Source organism: Muriicola sp. (genome assembly GCF_041567615.1).
Lineage (GTDB): Bacteria > Bacteroidota > Bacteroidia > Flavobacteriales > Flavobacteriaceae > Muriicola.
Genome location: NZ_JBFGBM010000040.1, coordinates 1 through 15,515 on the forward strand (window position 1 = coordinate 1; position 15,515 = coordinate 15,515).

17 protein-coding genes are annotated in these 15,515 nt (G+C 50.8%); 15 read left to right on the plus strand and 2 right to left on the minus strand.

Translation table 11 applies throughout. The features are described 5' to 3' along the window. Nucleotides 1-2,228, minus strand: a 2,228-nt coding sequence (locus ABYP73_RS04370; protein ID WP_372973557.1) for an alpha/beta hydrolase family protein, incomplete at its 3' end; no start/stop codon positions are given. Between the two features lie 205 nt (nt 2,229-2,433). Between ABYP73_RS04370 and ABYP73_RS04375 the strand changes: the two genes are divergently transcribed. Then, a complete protein-coding gene (locus tag ABYP73_RS04375) occupies nt 2,434-3,441 on the plus strand; it encodes a 3-oxoacyl-ACP synthase III family protein (RefSeq protein WP_372944929.1) in 1,008 nt (335 codons plus the stop codon). A 187-nt stretch (nt 3,442-3,628) separates the two neighbouring features. Beyond that, nucleotides 3,629-3,991: a CoA-binding protein gene (locus ABYP73_RS04380; protein ID WP_372944928.1), complete on the plus strand. Its 363-nt coding sequence runs from the start codon at nt 3,629-3,631 to the stop codon at nt 3,989-3,991. A 7-nt stretch (nt 3,992-3,998) separates the two neighbouring features. Here ABYP73_RS04380 and ABYP73_RS04385 read toward each other — a convergent pair whose 3' ends face one another. Continuing rightward, a complete protein-coding gene (locus ABYP73_RS04385; protein ID WP_372973558.1) occupies nt 3,999-5,459 on the minus strand; it encodes a sodium:solute symporter in 1,461 nt (486 codons plus the stop codon). A 58-nt stretch (nt 5,460-5,517) separates the two neighbouring features. Between ABYP73_RS04385 and recR the strand changes: the two genes are divergently transcribed. From recR to ABYP73_RS04450, 13 genes are all read left to right on the plus strand, one after another. After that, nucleotides 5,518-6,138, plus strand: coding sequence for a recombination mediator RecR (gene recR / locus ABYP73_RS04390; protein ID WP_372944926.1), 621 nt, complete (start codon nt 5,518-5,520; stop codon nt 6,136-6,138). An 84-nt stretch (nt 6,139-6,222) separates the two neighbouring features. Then, entirely contained in the window at nt 6,223-7,584 is a 1,362-nt protein-coding gene (locus ABYP73_RS04395) for a dihydrolipoamide acetyltransferase family protein (protein WP_372973559.1), read from the plus strand. A 52-nt stretch (nt 7,585-7,636) separates the two neighbouring features. Further along, a complete protein-coding gene (locus ABYP73_RS04400) occupies nt 7,637-8,413 on the plus strand; it encodes an exonuclease domain-containing protein (protein WP_372944924.1) in 777 nt (258 codons plus the stop codon). A 13-nt stretch (nt 8,414-8,426) separates the two neighbouring features. Continuing rightward, the gene (locus ABYP73_RS04405) at nt 8,427-9,038 is read left to right on the plus strand and encodes a fumarylacetoacetate hydrolase family protein (protein WP_372944923.1); all 612 of its coding nucleotides are present in this window, start codon (nt 8,427-8,429) and stop codon (nt 9,036-9,038) included. Then, entirely contained in the window at nt 9,039-9,377 is a 339-nt protein-coding gene (locus ABYP73_RS04410; protein ID WP_372944922.1) for an Hpt domain-containing protein, read from the plus strand. Further along, nucleotides 9,377-10,624: a competence/damage-inducible protein A gene (locus ABYP73_RS04415; RefSeq protein WP_372973560.1), complete on the plus strand. Its 1,248-nt coding sequence runs from the start codon at nt 9,377-9,379 to the stop codon at nt 10,622-10,624. The genes ABYP73_RS04410 and ABYP73_RS04415 overlap by 1 nt, the downstream gene beginning before the upstream one ends. Nucleotides 10,625-10,696: 72 nt before the next feature. Beyond that, nucleotides 10,697-10,933, plus strand: coding sequence for a 50S ribosomal protein L28 (gene rpmB, locus ABYP73_RS04420; protein WP_372944920.1), 237 nt, complete (start codon nt 10,697-10,699; stop codon nt 10,931-10,933). An 18-nt stretch (nt 10,934-10,951) separates the two neighbouring features. Then, nucleotides 10,952-11,134 carry a 50S ribosomal protein L33 gene (rpmG, locus tag ABYP73_RS04425; RefSeq protein WP_188369424.1) on the plus strand — a complete coding sequence of 61 codons (183 nt, stop codon included), beginning with the start codon at nt 10,952-10,954 and terminating at the stop codon, nt 11,132-11,134. 6 nt (nt 11,135-11,140) lie between these two features. Then, nucleotides 11,141-11,293: a DUF4295 domain-containing protein gene (locus ABYP73_RS04430; protein WP_297761429.1), complete on the plus strand. Its 153-nt coding sequence runs from the start codon at nt 11,141-11,143 to the stop codon at nt 11,291-11,293. A gap of 88 nt (nt 11,294-11,381) precedes the next feature. After that, entirely contained in the window at nt 11,382-12,335 is a 954-nt protein-coding gene (ftsY, locus tag ABYP73_RS04435) for a signal recognition particle-docking protein FtsY (protein WP_372973561.1), read from the plus strand. Further along, nucleotides 12,332-13,201, plus strand: a complete 870-nt coding sequence (locus ABYP73_RS04440) for a DUF2911 domain-containing protein (RefSeq protein ID WP_372973562.1) — start codon at nt 12,332-12,334, stop codon at nt 13,199-13,201. Before ftsY ends, ABYP73_RS04440 begins: the two co-directional genes overlap by 4 nt. Continuing rightward, nucleotides 13,180-14,862: an amidase family protein gene (locus ABYP73_RS04445; RefSeq protein ID WP_372973563.1), complete on the plus strand. Its 1,683-nt coding sequence runs from the start codon at nt 13,180-13,182 to the stop codon at nt 14,860-14,862. Before ABYP73_RS04440 ends, ABYP73_RS04445 begins: the two co-directional genes overlap by 22 nt. 62 nt (nt 14,863-14,924) lie before the next feature. Beyond that, nucleotides 14,925-15,515: radical SAM protein (locus ABYP73_RS04450; protein ID WP_372973564.1), on the plus strand; the 591-nt coding region annotated here is incomplete at its 3' end.

A 15,515-nucleotide genomic window follows, 5' to 3' on the forward strand; every position in this document is an offset into this window, starting at 1 on the left:
AACAGGGGTGTCTTCATCTTTTCGGCATGCATAAAGGGAGACATGGTGTAATAGACCTCCGGGGCTTCCCAGTAATTGCGTTCCTCACTCTGGAATCCGAAAGGGGTCAGGGTACGGTTATAGGCCCCGCTTCGGGCAATACCGGCAGCAAAGAGATCGGAGTGAGACAGCAGATTAGCGACCATGAAGGCACCATAGCTGTGTCCGCCCACAGCCACGCGTGATGGATCTATATACCCCATGGCGTCTACCGCGTCTATGGCTGCTTTTGCATTGGCTACCAGCTGATCCCTGAAGGTATCATTGGGCTGTTCTTCCCCTTCTCCTATGATCGGGAAGGCCGCATCGTCCAGCACCACATAGCCCTTCGTCACCCAGTACACCGGAGAACCCCAGTAGGGATAGGTGAATTCATTCGGGTTCTGGGTATTCTGGGAGGCACTGTTCTTGTCCTTGTATTCCCTGGGATACGCCCAGAGGATCATAGGCATTTTTTCTCCGGAACCCCGGTCATAGCCTACAGGCAGATACAGGGTGCCGCTGAGTTCCAATCCGTCTTCCCGGGTATAGGTGATCACTTCTTTATGCACCTCCTGTATACTTTTAAAAGGATTTTCAAAAAAGGTGAGCTGGGTAGGCCCTTTTCTTTTTTTGAGGTGTTTGTAGTAGTAATTCGGATACGTATTTTTTGATTCGATCCTCACCAGCAATTCATCATCAGTTACATGGTAGTCGAGCAGGTCTTCTTTCTGATCGGTGAGTTTGGATTGATACATCCTTTCTTTTTTCAGGGTCTTCAGGTTCATCCGGTCCACAAAGGGGAATTGCCCATTCTCCGAATACCCTTCTCCCAGCAGGTAGGCATTACCCCTGCTGTCAAGGCTGAGTACCTGGGCCCCGTACTCGTTTCGTTTGGTTACGAAAGAACCGGGATCACTGTAAACGTCCTGGTAATTCCGGTCGAATAGTACCACCGGTTCCTTCCCGGGTTTTGAAGGATCAAAGACGTAGGTCTTGGTATTGCGGGTATTCCACCAGGAATCATAGGCCACTGCCAGGTTGTCCTTTCCCCATGAGATATAGCGGAATCTGTTGATGGTCCTGAGGATTTCTGTGCCCTTACCTGTGAAAGGGGCCTCGAGCTGGTAGACCGCGTCCCTGAAAGGTACGTCCACTTCGGGATCCCCTTCGTCCAGGGCCTCGGCATAGACCAGGGTTGCTCCCCTATCGGCACGCCAGCTGAGATCCCGCATTCCTTTGCGCTCTGCCATAAAGCCTTTGGGAAGGTCTTCTATAAGAGGGACCTTCAGCAGGGTATGGACCCGATCGCCCGTATGGGAATAGATGGTGGTTGTCGATGGAAAACGGTAATAGGGCACCAGGTAGGAGAATGGCTGTTCCACAGTGACGACCATGACGTATTTCCCATCAGGAGAAAAACTGATGGATCGGTACATGGCAGCCGGTTTCCACAGGGATTTATTCCCTTCGAGGTCTACTTTGTAAAGCTCAGACAAGGCAAGTTGCTCAAAATTGAATTCATCTGCAGGATTGGAAAGCAGGTCCTGATAGGTACGGTTCTGTGCTTTTTTGCCGTCATTAGTGGAGATGGTAGGTCCCTCCGGTACGGCTTCCGCCTGGTCAATCAGTTCCTGGCGGGAGTCGGGTAGCATTTTTACGAGCAGGGCCGACCCGTCCTTGAACCAGTTGATCACATCGCCCAAGTTGGCATTCACAGAGGCTCCGGTGATCTTTTTTACCTCTGCCTTGTCGAGGTCGAGTACCCAGACCTCTACTCCTTCTGCCGTAGTATTGGTGACGGCGACCATGGACTCGTCAGGGGAAAAACTGAAATTGGCCAGCCTGGGATTGTCCGGCAACCCTTTTACCTGGATTGCTTCCCTGTCTGATGGTGCTTTCACCATGATATTGTTGTAGTAGTTGGTCCGGCTACCGATATTGGTGACAGGATTGATCCTAAGTCCGGCAAGCCGCATCTCGGTTTCTGAGAGTTCGGCAATGGTCTTGTACGTATCCCGGTAGAGCAGCAGCATGTGTTTCCCGTTATCTGTCATTCTGACCACGGGAGCCAGGGGAGCATTCACCAGGTCCAGGATCTCCTGGGAAGGTTGCTGATAGGTGAGTTTTTCCTGGAAATATCCGGAGACAGGGCTGAGCAGGGCTGCAGCCAAGAGGGGTAAGAGAATTCCTTTCAAATTGAGTTTCATGGGGTTTGTTTTTTTGCCGGGATAAGTTACTACATAAAGCTGATTTTATCCACCCCATGATAAATTCTTCTGTTCCCGATCTCATGGTCCATTTCAATCTTTTACATATTCTTTAGGTAAGCATAATAAGAATCGGTATTTTAGAAAAACGAAACTAAACAAAGGACGGGGCACTACTCCCTTGTCTATATTAAACTCATCCTATATGTACAATTCTAGAATATCGGGTCTGGGTTTTTACGTACCCGATCATGTGGTCACCAATGACGACCTCTCCAAGTTGATGGATACCAGCGATTCCTGGATACAGGAACGCACGGGTATACAGGAGCGAAGGCATGTGGTCAGGGGAAAGGATACCACTACCTCCATGGGGGTCAATGCTGCGAAGAAGGCCATTGAAAGAGCCGGGATCGATAAAGACGAGATCGACTTCATCATCTTTGCCACGTTGAGCCCGGATTATTACTTCCCGGGACCCGGGGTACTGGTGCAGCGTGATCTGGACATCAAAACCGTGGGGGCTTTGGATGTGAGGAACCAGTGTTCGGGATTTGTCTATGCAGTGTCTGTAGCCGACCAGTATATCAAATCCGGTATGTATAAGAATATTCTCGTCATCGGCTCCGAATTGCATTCCGGGGGGCTCGACTTTACCACCAGGGGTAGGGGAGTGTCTGTTATTTTTGGTGACGGGGCCGGTGCTGCCGTACTAACCCGGGAGGAGGACCCCAAAAAGGGGATTCTTTCTTCCCACCTGCATTCCGAGGGTAAACACGCGGAAGAACTCTCCCTCCTGGCGCCTGGGATCGGGCACCGATGGGTCACTGACATCCTCAAGGACAACGACCCCGACGACGAATCCTACTATCCTTACATGAATGGTCAGTTTGTCTTTAAAAATGCCGTGGTTCGCTTCTCTGAAGTGATCATGGAAGGATTGGAGAAGAACGATCTCAAGGTGGAGGATATCGATATGCTGATCCCTCACCAGGCAAACTTGCGTATCTCCCAGTTTATCCAGCACAAGTTCAGACTTCCCGATGACAAGGTCTACAACAACATAATGAAATACGGTAATACGACGGCCGCTTCCATCCCTATTGCCCTGACGGAAGCCTGGGAGCAAGGCAAGATCAAGGAGGGTGACCTGGTCGTGCTCGCAGCTTTCGGCAGCGGATTTACCTGGGGTAGTGTCATCATCCGATGGTGACAAACAGGCTTGTTTAAAAGCAAAACCCCGGTGGGATCACCGGGGTTTCTATCATTGGAGTGCCGCACTAAACACTAACCATTAACTTTAAAAAATACAGCCTTCCAATGAATGAGCTTTGTGTAAAAGACGAAACCTTTCGATGTACGTTACACTTCTTAACACACTTTAACAGCGAAAAATACCCATGAAAAAGACCCTGGTCTTCGGAGCCTCCTTAAAGCCCTATCGTTACAGCCATATCGCGATTAAACGCCTGGTGGAAGCCGGGGAAGAGGTACTCGCCTTCGGCCTTCGGGAAGGTCATGTGGCCGGGGTCCGTGTTGTGACTTCCTGTGATGAATTCGAAGGGGTTGATACAGTCACCCTTTACATGAATCCCAGGCGGCAAAGGCAGTTCTATGAGACCGTGATCAACCTGAAACCCCGAAGGGTTATCTTCAACCCAGGGACTGAGAACCCTGAATTCTATGACCTTCTGGCTGCTGCTGATATCAAAGTGGAAGTGGCCTGCACCCTGGTCATGCTTTCCATCGGGCAATACCATTAGGCGCCTGTCAGACCCTTTTTCGAATGAGCCACAGCCCGATAAAGGTGATCAGGCCGTTGATCGGGAGGAGTTCATACCCGATCTGGTATCCCCCGAGCACACCGGCCGGAAGGTATGACAAGCCAATGATAACAAGTACACAGGAAACGGCCACCACCCAGACCAGCCGGTCGAAGATCTGGTATCTGGTGAAGATGCCAAAGGCAAAAAGTCCCAGCAAAGGCCCGTAGGTGTAGGTAGCCACGGTCAGGAGTCCGTCTATGACGTTCCGGTCAAGCAGATATTTAAAGCTGATGACGACCATAATCAGCAGAAGGCTCATCCCCACGTGTACTTTTTTCCGGAGTCTTTTTTGGCTGCCGGCCTCTCTTTTTTCAATGTTGAGGAAGTCTACACAAAAAGAGGTCGTGAGGGAAGTGAGCGCACTGTCGGCACTGCTGTACGCAGCGGCGATCAGACCCAGGATAAAGGTGGTGGCTACGAGGCTCCCGAGTCCGCTGTTGAGTGCGATCTCAGGGAAAAGCAGGTCCGATTTGGGCTCCCCGTCCATCAGGGGAAGGGCCACCCCGTATCGATCGGCATAGATGAAGAGCAGGGCGCCGAGCAACAGGAATACCAGATTGACGACGATCAGGATGATACTGAAGGAGACCATGTTCTTCTGGGCATCGCCCAGGGACTTGCAGGTGAGGTTCTTCTGCATCATATCCTGGTCGAGTCCGGTCATACAGATCGTGATGAACATCCCCCCCAGGAAGGATTTTACAAAATGGTTCTTTTGATTGAAATCTTCTGTAAAAAAGACGGTGCTGTACTCTTTCAATTCCTCAGAACCGAGGAACTCGGTAAAATTCCATCCGAGTTTTTCATTGATAAAGTAGATTGAAAGCCCGACGGAGAGTAACATAAACAGGGTTTGGAGCGTATCGGTCCACACGATCGTGCGAATTCCGCCCCTGAAAGTATAGATCCAGATCAGCAGTATAGACAGGACCACGGTGAGTTCAAAGGGGACATTCCAGGCGTCGAAGACGAACTGCTGGAGGACGATGGCAACCAGGAAGAGGCGGAAAGAGGCACCTAGAACCCTTGAGATAAAGAAAGAGACGGCCCCTACCTTGTAGCTTACAACGCCAAACCTGCCCTGAAGATATTCGTAGATGGAGGTGACATTAAGGCGGTAATAGATCGGTAAGAGTACAAAGGCGATCACAAAATAACCTACCAGGTAGCCGAAAACCACCTGCATATAACTGAACTGGGAGGCTTCCACCCACCCGGGGACGGAGATAAAGGTAACTCCTGACAGGGAAGCGCCGATCATCCCAAAGGCTACGACGAACCAGGGGGATTTGTTACCGGCACGGAAAAAATCGGTGTTGGAATCATTGCGGCCGGTAAGGTAGGAGATCACGATCAGCACCAGGAAATACGCACCGATCAGCAGCAGAATACGGGAGGCATCCATTCGAATTAATTTCCCGCCCAAAGTACAAAAAGTAAAAATAGTACGTAATTTTGCGGGTATGGAATTTTCGTCTAAACTCCTTGAAAACGCGGTATATGAAATGTCCCAGCTACCCGGTGTGGGGAAGCGCACAGCCCTCAGACTGGTTCTCCACCTGTTGAAACAGCCGGAGTCTCAAACCGGAAGGTTGACCCAGGCGTTGAAAAGCCTCAGGGAAGAGATCAAATTCTGCAGGAGTTGTCATAACATCTCCGACGTGGAACTGTGTGAGATTTGTGCCAACCCCAAGCGGGACAGTGGTTTGATCTGTGTAGTGGAGGATATTAGGGATGTGATGGCCATCGAGAATACCAGCCAGTACAACGGTCTCTACCACGTGTTGGGAGGAAAGATATCTCCCATGGAAGGGATAGGTCCTCAGGACCTCAATATATCTTCCCTCGTGGAAAAGGTCAAAAGCGGGGAGATAAGAGAGTTGATCTTCGCCATGAGTTCCACCATGGAAGGGGATACCACCAATTTCTACATTTACAAGCAGATCCAGGACCGGGAGGTAAGGACCTCTACCATTGCCCGTGGCATTGCCGTTGGGGATGAACTGGAATACGCCGATGAGATCACCCTGGGAAGGAGTATTCTCCACAGGATCCCGTTCGAGACCTCCCTGAAGGCAGATTAGCGGAATAGGAAAAATTTAAAAAACAGACCGAAAAAATATTATTTTTGCAAAAATATTGAACTCAACAAGGCTCTGAATAACAATATGTCAAAGTTTGAACTAAAACTCCCCCAAATGGGAGAAAGCGTAGCCGAAGCCACCCTGACCTCCTGGCTCAAAGAGGTAGGGGATACCATTGAAATGGACGAGGCCGTTTTTGAAATCGCCACAGATAAGGTGGATTCTGAAGTGCCCAGCGAGGTGGAAGGGGTGCTTGTTGAAAAACGCTTCAATGTGGATGACGTGATAAAGGTTGGGGAAGTTGTGGCCGTCATAGAGACAGAGTCCGGAGACGAACCGGTTTCTGAACCCGATGCCACTGTTGAGCCCGAAGAGGAAGATGTCCCCGAAGCGGTTAGTGCTGAGATCGAAGAGCAGGTGAGCCGGGCGAAGGAAACAGCAGCAGCCGTTACGCCCCCTGTACAGTCCGGGGCGGAGAGGTTTTACTCTCCCCTTGTCAAAAATATCGCCAGGGAGGAATCCATTTCCCAGGAAGAACTTGATGCCATCGCAGGTACGGGACTTGAAGGCAGGGTCACCAAGAATGACATCCTAGCCTATGTGGAATCCCGTAAGAACGGGGGTCGCCGCAAGGTGGAGGCAAGGGAGGAAACTCCAAAGACTGAACCCGCACCACAAAAGTCGCCCACCAGGGCACCGGAAGTAGCCCATAAGGTGACAACGGCTCAAGCTTCAGGGGCTGATGAGGTCATACCCATGACGCGTATGGGGAAACTCATCGCCCAGCATATGACAGAGAGCGTGGCCACCTCCGCCCATGTTCAGAGTTTTATAGAAGTGGACGTCACTGATGTGGTCAAATGGCGCAACAGGGTCAAAGATAGCTTTGAGCAAAGGGAAGGGGAAAAACTGACCTTTACACCTATTTTTATGGAAGCTGTGGCCAAGGCCCTGAAAAAATATCCCATGGTCAATATTTCCGTGGATGGGGATACGGTCATCAAGAAGAAAAACATCAATATAGGGATGGCAGCGGCCCTGCCCGATGGGAACCTGATCGTTCCTGTGATCAAGAACGCAGACCAGCTCAACCTGGTGGGAATGGCCAAAGTGGTGAACGACCTGGCGAACAGGGCCCGTAACAATGCCCTGAAACCCGATGAGATCAAAGATGGCACTTATACAGTGACCAATGTGGGGACTTTTGGCAGTGTATTCGGCACGCCCATCATCAATCAGCCCCAGGTCGGTATTCTGGCCCTGGGAGCTATTCGCAAGATGCCCTCCGTCATTGAAACGGAAGAAGGCGATTTTATAGGGATCCGCAGCAAGATGTTCCTTTCCCACAGTTATGACCATCGGGTGGTCAATGGCGCATTGGGTGGGATGTTTATCAAAGCGGTGGCCGAATACCTGGAAAACTGGGATATGGATCGGGAGATCTGAAGCTGATAGGAATATCCAATCGGGGCTCCCTGAACCCTCATAGCAGCAGGAAATGAAACTGAACCTCAACAAACCCATTTGTTTTTTCGACCTGGAGACCACGGGGACCAATGTCGCCAAGGACAGGATCGTTGAGATCTCCATTTTAAAAGTAAAGCCAGACGGCAGCAGGGAACAGCGCACCTGGCTGGTAAACCCTGAGTGCGAGATCCCGGAAGCCGTGGTAGCCATACACGGAATCTCCAACGAGATGGTGGCCGACAAACCCACTTTTGGCGTTCTTTCCAAGGAGATCTACCAATTCATCAAAGGCTGCGACCTGGGGGGATTTAACTCGGATCGCTTCGATATCCCGCTCCTGGCCGAGGAGATGTTGAGAGCCGGGGTCGATTTTGACATGAAGAACACGGTTTCGGTAGACGTACAGACCATTTTTCATAAGATGGAGCAGCGAACCCTTTCTGCCGCTTATAAATTCTACTGCGACAAGGACCTGGTGGGAGCCCACGGGGCCAAGGCCGATACGCAAGCTACCTACGAAGTGCTCCTGGCACAGCTGGAGCGATATCCAGACCTGGAGAATGACATAAAGAAGCTGGCAGACTTCTCTACTTACCGCCAGAGTGCGGATTTTGCCGGTTTTATCGGGTATGATGAAGAGGAGGAAGAGATCTTCACCTTTGGGAAACACAAAGGGAAAAAAGTGAGTGAAGTCCTGGAAGAAGAACCGGGGTATTTTGGGTGGATCCTCAATGCGGATTTTCCCCTTTACACCAAAAAAGTGCTGACCCAGATCAAATTGCGCAAACTCAACAACAAGCTTTCCTGAGGGGTATTGACGTATGAAACTTATTTGTATAGGCCGTAACTACGCCGAACACATCGCAGAATTGTCCAATGAAAGGCCGGCGGACCCGGTGGTTTTTATCAAACCCGATTCTGCAGTCCTACCCAAGGAACAGGATTTTTATATCCCGGAGTTCACTCAGGATGTGCATTACGAGGTGGAGGTGCTGGTCAAGATCAAGAAGGTCGGCAAGCACATCGACCCCCGTTTTGCGCCAAAGTACTACGACGAAATAGGCCTGGGCATAGATTTCACGGCCAGGGACCTGCAGGCCCGGCTCAAGGAAAAAGGCCTGCCCTGGGAAAAGGCCAAAGGTTTTGACGGGGCGGCTGTGATAGGGAAATGGGTTCAGAAAAATACATTAGGTGATCTGAATGATCTCTCATTCGACCTGTCCCTGAATGGGAAGGTCGTGCAGAAGGGTAACACGGCTCAGATGCTTTGGGCCATAGACGAGTTGATCAGCTATGTCTCCAGGTTCTTTACCCTTAAAAAAGGAGATATCCTCTTTACCGGTACACCGGCAGGGGTTGGCAAAGTGAGTCCAAATGATTACCTTTCGGGAAGACTGGAAGGGAAGGAAATGTTCCGATTAAAAATTAAGTAGATGATCTATAGCCTGGATAAACTGAATGAGATGGCGGAGGGAGATGATGATTTCGTCCTTTCAGTGGTGACCGTTTTCCTGGAAGAGGTTCCACAGGACCTGGAGGACCTTGAAACGGCCATTGAATCGGCGGATTATGAAAATGTGTATAAACTCGCCCACAAGATAAAACCCAATGTCGATATCCTTGGGATGGAGCAGACCCGGGCTATTGCCCTGGAAATTGAAACCCTGGGTAAGGACGAGGCCAATATGGATCAGATCAGGGAAAAGTTCCCCGCCCTTAAAAAAGATATCCAACAGGTCATTTCCGAGCTGCAAAAAGACTTTGATGTATAATGCTTGCAGAGATCATTACGATCGGCGATGAGATCCTGATCGGGCAGATCGTCGACACCAATTCAGCCTACATTGCTTCTGAACTCAACAAGATAGGGATCTCCGTATTCCAGATCACCTCTGTACAGGACGAAAGGCACCATATCCTGAAGGCCCTCGAGGAAGCCTCCGGAAGGGCACAGATCATTCTCATGACCGGCGGACTGGGTCCTACCAAGGACGATATTACCAAACTCACCCTTTGCGAATACTTCGATGATACCCTGGTCCGGGATCCTGAGGTCCTGGAGAATATCGAATACCTTTTCAGAACCTACATCTCCACCCCTATTTCTGAAGTGAACCGCAGGCAGGCTATGGTGCCATCCCGGGCTAAAGTGCTTCCCAATGCCCATGGTACCGCTCCCGGTATGTGGATTGAGCACAAAGACCGGGTGTATATTTCGCTTCCCGGGGTGCCCTTTGAAATGAAGGAACTGATGGCGAAACACGTATTGCCGGGGATTGCAGCCCGTTTTAGCAGGCCTTACATTCTCCATAAGACCCTGATGACCTATGGGCTGGGCGAAAGTGCCATTGCCGAACGCATCGCTGACATCGAGGATTCCCTCCCACCTTACATCAAACTGGCATACCTCCCCAACCTGGGAAAGGTGAGGTTACGGCTTACGGCCAAAGGAGGGGATAAGACCCTGCTGGAGGAAGGGATCAAGGAGGTAGCAGACAAGTTGTATGCCGCCATTGGCGATATCATCTCGGGGGAAGAAGAATCGGGTACTCTGGAGGCCATCGTCGGGAAGTTGCTGACCTCAAAGCAGCTTACCATGGCGACGGCCGAGAGTTTTACCGGGGGAAGGATCGCAGAACAGATCACCTCCGTGCCCGGGGCATCGGCTTATTTTATTGGAGGGATGGTGACCTATGCCACCAGGACCAAAATGGAACTGTTGCAGGTGAGCGGGGAACTTATAGAGAAACACTCTGTGGTAAGTGCCGAAGTGGCCTCTGCCATGGCGGAGAACATTCGGAGGATCATGAAGGCTGATTTCGGAATCGCTACCACTGGGAATGCAGGTCCCACGAAAGGGGACTCAGACGCGCCTGTCGGAACGGTTTTTATCGCCATCGCCAGCGAGAAGGGTACGGTGGTGGAATCTTTTAGGATGGGTAACCACCGGGTGAGGATCGTACAGAAAGGTGTTCATAAGGCCCTGGAAATGTTGCAGAAGGAAATTTTAAAATTCTGAGAAAGATTTTTGCGCTTCCGTGAAAATGACGTAAATTTGCGACCTGTTTAAAATCATGTAAAAAAGAGCGGCATGTCAAAAGTTTGTGAAATTACCGGGAAGAGGGCGATGTTCGGAAATAACGTTTCTTTTTCGATCAACAAGACCAAGAGGAGATTTGATGTAAATCTTTCCAAAAAAAGGTTCTACATCCCGGAAGAAGACCGTTGGGTTACCCTCAAGGTTTCTGCCAGGGCTCTTAAGAGTATAAACAAAAAAGGAATTTCTGCGGTGCTCAAGGAAGCCCGTCAGAACGGAATGATAAAATAAGCCCAATACCAGGATACAATGGCAAAGAAAGGAAATAGAGTTCAGGTAATCCTAGAGTGTACCGAGCACAAGGAATCCGGAATGCCCGGAACTTCCAGGTACATCACCACGAAGAACAAGAAGAATACTCCGGATCGTCTGGAGATCAAAAAGTACAATCCCATTCTGAAAAGAATGACCGTTCACAAAGAGATAAAGTAAGAAGACATGGCTAAGAAGACTGTAGCAACCCTGCAAGGAAGTTCCAAGAGACTGACAAAAGCGATCAAAATGGTAAAATCGCCCAAGAGCGGTGCCTATACCTTTGTTGAATCCGTGATGTCCCCTGAAATGGTGAACGAATGGCTGGCTAAAAAGTAGCCTTAAAACCCATAAGAATAAAGCCGCTGCTCAAAGTAAGCGGCTTTTTTTATTTCTTATATTTGGTGCTTCCAAGGATTGACTTCCCATGAGCATTTTTAAAAAAATATTTTCCTCCGAGAAGAAACAGAGCCTCGACAAAGGCCTGGAAAAGACCAAGACCAGTTTCTTTTCCAAACTGGGAAAGGCGGTTGCCGGCAAATCCCGTGTGGACGATGACGTCCTGGACAACCTGGAAGAAGTCCTGGTTACCTCCGACGTAGGCGTTGATACCACCCTGAAGATCATAGAGCGCATCGAGAATCGGGTGGCTGCCGATAAATATATGGGTACGGATGAACTCAACCGTATCCTCAGGGAGGAGATCGCAGGATTGCTTTCTGAGACGCATAGGGGGGAGGCGACTGATTTTGAGCTTCCGGAAGGGAAAAGGCCCTATGTGATCATGGTAGTGGGGGTGAACGGGGTCGGTAAGACCACGACCATCGGCAAACTGGCACACCAGTTCAAAGAGAAGGGATTCTCCGTGGTCTTGGGTGCTGCCGATACTTTCAGGGCGGCGGCCATTGACCAGTTGCAGGTATGGGCAGACCGCGTAGACGTTCCCATTGTAAAGCAGAAGATGGGTAGCGATCCCGCTTCGGTGGCTTTTGATACCCTGAGTGCAGCTATTGCCAAGAACGCCGACGTGGTCCTGATCGATACCGCGGGCCGGCTTCACAATAAGGTGAACCTGATGAACGAACTGAGCAAGGTAAAACGGGTGATGCAAAAGGTGATCCCCGACGCACCCCATGAGGTGCTCCTGGTCCTGGATGGCTCGACCGGGCAGAACGCCTTTGAGCAGGCCAGGCAGTTTACCAAGGCTACGGAAGTAAGTTCCCTGGCTGTGACCAAGCTCGACGGGACAGCCAAAGGAGGCGTGGTCATCGGGATTTCAGACCAGTTCCAGATCCCTGTAAAATACATAGGGGTAGGGGAACGGTTGGAAGACCTTCAGGTCTTTAATAAATTTGAATTCGTAGACTCCTTTTTCAGTTGAGATCGTATTGCGGCATCGGAACTTTTGTCCTGCTCCTGTTTTCAGCTACGATCAGCGGGCAGATCCGCCATCCTAGAGCCAGTCCATCTTCATCCGTGTCCCAGGATATTGGCTTGACTACTATTACCGTGGAGTATTCACGCCCGGCGGTGAGGGGGCGACAGGTATTCGGCGGACTCGTTCCTTACGGCCGAATCTGGCGGGTAGGGGCCAACGAATCGACCAAATTCACGACAAATACGGAGGTCAGTATCCTCGGAAATACGCTTGAACCGGGTACCTATGCCCTGTATGCGTTTCCGGAAGAAGCTACCTGGGAAGTCGCCTTCCACCGAAATACCTCCCACTGGGGAGACGGCCGGACGGCCTATGATCCTTCAGAAGATGTTTTCAGGATAGAGGTGACACCCCGAAATGAAGCCGAGTGGCAGGAGAATTTCCTGATCAGCTTTGATTCTATCCATCACAATGGGGCCCGGATGAATTGGAAATGGGGATATACCGCGGTGAATATCCCCCTGGAGGTAGACACCCGAAAGACCATGCTCGATACGATCGGTATCAGCCTGGAAGAGGATCCGACCGCCCAGACCTATTACGAGGCCGCGAGGTACCTGCAGGAGGAAGGGCTTGAGTCTGAAAAAGCCCTGGAATACGTGGAAAAAGCCATTGACCTGGGTGGGGATACGTATTATTTTTACAGGGTAAGATCGCTTCTTCAGGCAAGCCTGGGCGATTATAAAGGGGCTATCAGTTCCGCAGAACGCTCCCTCCAGCTGGCCGAGGCCGAAGGGAAGGATGAGTTCGTTAGAATGAACCGGGAAAACGTGAAAAAATGGAAAAAATGGGAAAAGGAAAACAGATAATAGGATGGACGGTGGGTCTGGCCGCAATTCTGATCTTCCTGGGATGTAAGCAAACTGCCACTTCAAATGAGGAGGTGACCCTGTGGACCCCCTACAACGATTCGGCCGAAGTTGCCGCCAATCAGAACCATGAAAACCCCAGGATGAGGTACAAGCTCATACAGTCGAAGATCCTGGACAAGAACGATATCTTCCTGCCCCTCTACGAAGAGGTGAATGCTTTTTCCTCAGCACGATATGAGAGCCTGAAACCGATCATCCTGGAGCAGGATATTCCTTCCCTGCAGAAAGCAGTTGAGGAAGGGAAACTGACCTATGAGGAGCTTACCCTGTTCTATCTCAGGAGGATCTACGACTATGAGCTCGACAATAAAACGACCCTGAACACGATCATCGCTCTGAATGAACAGGTCCTGGAAGAAGCCAGGAAGCGTGACAGCGAGCGGGGAGAAGGCCAACATCCCATCTACGGCATGCCGGTCCTCCTGAAGGACAATATAGATACAGAAGGGATGAAGACCACGGCGGGAGCGCTTGCCTTTAAGGATAACACCACCTCGGATGCGTTTATTGTGGAACAACTTAAGTCGCATGGTGCTCTTATCCTGGGGAAGGTCAACCTGAGCGAATGGGCCTATTACCTCTGCGACGGATGCCCTGTGGGCTACAGTGCCTACGGGGGGCAGACCCTGAACCCTTATGGCCGGAGGATCTTTGAGACGGGAGGGTCCAGTTCAGGTAGTGGTACTTCCATGGCGGTAAACTACGCAGTGGCAGCAGTGGGTACGGAGACTTCCGGTTCCATTCTTTCCCCGTCAAGCCAGAATTCCGTTGTGGGACTCAAACCTACGATCGGACTCCTGAGCAGATCCGGGATTGTACCCATTTCCAGCACCCTGGATACGCCCGGCCCTATGACCCGAAATGTGGTGGACAATGCCATCCTGCTCGATGCCATGCTGGGCCAGGATCCTGAGGATCCCAGTTCCGTTAAAAAGGCGTACAGCGCTGGCTGGACTGAAAAGTTGGGGCAAGAAGACCTGAAGGGTAAGCGGTTTGGAGCTTTTACCAATCTGATTGAACGAGACAGTATTTACAGAGAGACCCTCGAATTTTTAAAATCCCGGGGGGCTGAGATCGCGGAATTGGAGCCCCCGGCCATTCCCCTCGACGGTTTCCTGAGCATCCTGAACCTGGATATGAAGGCAGACCTCCCGGCCTATATCGCAAAGAACGTCAGGGATACCCAGGCCGTGACTGTAAGAACGGTTCGGGACATCATGGATTTTAACCTCCTGGATACTATGGTCCGAATTCCTTACGGCCAGGCCAGGCTGGAAGCCGTGGTAACGGATAGCACTTCTGCCGAAGAACTGCAGCGGATCAAGTCAGACCTGGAAAACAGCACCAGGACCTATTTCAATGAGGCTATGGATTCCTATAAGCTGGATGCTATCCTCTCGATCAACAACTATCATGCGGCTTATGCGGCGGTGGCGAAATACCCCGCCCTTACAGTGCCCATGGGCTATAAAGCAGATGGGGAACCCATCAGCCTTACCTTTATCGCAAAATCCTTTGAAGAGCCCAAACTCCTGAGGCTTGGGGCAGCTTACGAAAAGGCCAGCAAGGCGAGGAAAATCCCGGAGGGATATAAATAAATCACGATCGTACCTGTTGAGGATGCTCTTCTAAATCGTATTTTTGCACCTCATTTTCAGCCATGCGTACAAAAACCCGTAAAAAGAACAGGATTAATGTGGTCACTCTGGGGTGTTCCAAGAACGTCTACGACTCGGAGGTACTGATGGGTCAGCTGCGGGCCAATGACAAGGAGGTGGTACATGAGGAGGAGGGTAACATCGTAGTGATCAATACCTGCGGCTTTATCGCCAACGCCAAGGAGGAAAGCGTAAATACCATCCTGGACTTCGTCAAGCAAAAGGAAGAAGGCAGGGTAGAAAAGGTCTTTGTGACCGGCTGCCTGAGCGAGCGCTATAAACCCGATCTGCAGAAGGAGATCCCGGATGTGGACGCCTATTTCGGGACCACGGACCTGCCTAATTTACTAAAAGCACTGGGCGCCGATTACAAGCATGAGCTGCTGGGGGAACGCCTGACCACCACCCCGAAAAACTACGCTTATCTGAAGATAGCCGAGGGATGCGACCGTCCCTGTTCGTTTTGCGCCATCCCCCTGATGCGGGGGAAACACCGAAGTACTCCTGTGGAAGACCTGGTAAGGGAGGCGGAACACCTGGCCGCCAAAGGGGTGAAGGAACTCATCCTGATCGCCCAGGACCTGACGTATTAC

Excerpts from the sequence above, each read along its gene's own strand:
- ftsY (WP_372973561.1), top strand. The coding sequence starts at position 11,382 with ATGAGCATTTTTAAAAAAATATTTTCCTCCGAGAAGAAACAGAGCCTC.
- ABYP73_RS04430 (WP_297761429.1), top strand. The coding sequence starts at position 11,141 with ATGGCTAAGAAGACTGTAGCAACCCTGCAAGGAAGTTCCAAGAGACTG.
- ABYP73_RS04405 (WP_372944923.1), top strand. The coding sequence starts at position 8,427 with ATGAAACTTATTTGTATAGGCCGTAACTACGCCGAACACATCGCAGAA.
- ABYP73_RS04375 (WP_372944929.1), top strand. The coding sequence starts at position 2,434 with ATGTACAATTCTAGAATATCGGGTCTGGGTTTTTACGTACCCGATCAT.
- ABYP73_RS04400 (WP_372944924.1), top strand. The coding sequence starts at position 7,637 with ATGAAACTGAACCTCAACAAACCCATTTGTTTTTTCGACCTGGAGACC.
- rpmG (WP_188369424.1), top strand. The coding sequence starts at position 10,952 with ATGGCAAAGAAAGGAAATAGAGTTCAGGTAATCCTAGAGTGTACCGAG.
- ABYP73_RS04395 (WP_372973559.1), top strand. The coding sequence starts at position 6,223 with ATGTCAAAGTTTGAACTAAAACTCCCCCAAATGGGAGAAAGCGTAGCC.
- ABYP73_RS04385 (WP_372973558.1), bottom strand. The coding sequence starts at position 5,459 with ATGGATGCCTCCCGTATTCTGCTGCTGATCGGTGCGTATTTCCTGGTG.
- ABYP73_RS04410 (WP_372944922.1), top strand. The coding sequence starts at position 9,039 with ATGATCTATAGCCTGGATAAACTGAATGAGATGGCGGAGGGAGATGAT.
- recR (WP_372944926.1), top strand. The coding sequence starts at position 5,518 with ATGGAATTTTCGTCTAAACTCCTTGAAAACGCGGTATATGAAATGTCC.
- rpmB (WP_372944920.1), top strand. The coding sequence starts at position 10,697 with ATGTCAAAAGTTTGTGAAATTACCGGGAAGAGGGCGATGTTCGGAAAT.
- ABYP73_RS04380 (WP_372944928.1), top strand. The coding sequence starts at position 3,629 with ATGAAAAAGACCCTGGTCTTCGGAGCCTCCTTAAAGCCCTATCGTTAC.
- ABYP73_RS04445 (WP_372973563.1), top strand. The coding sequence starts at position 13,180 with ATGGGAAAAGGAAAACAGATAATAGGATGGACGGTGGGTCTGGCCGCA.
- ABYP73_RS04415 (WP_372973560.1), top strand. The coding sequence starts at position 9,377 with ATGCTTGCAGAGATCATTACGATCGGCGATGAGATCCTGATCGGGCAG.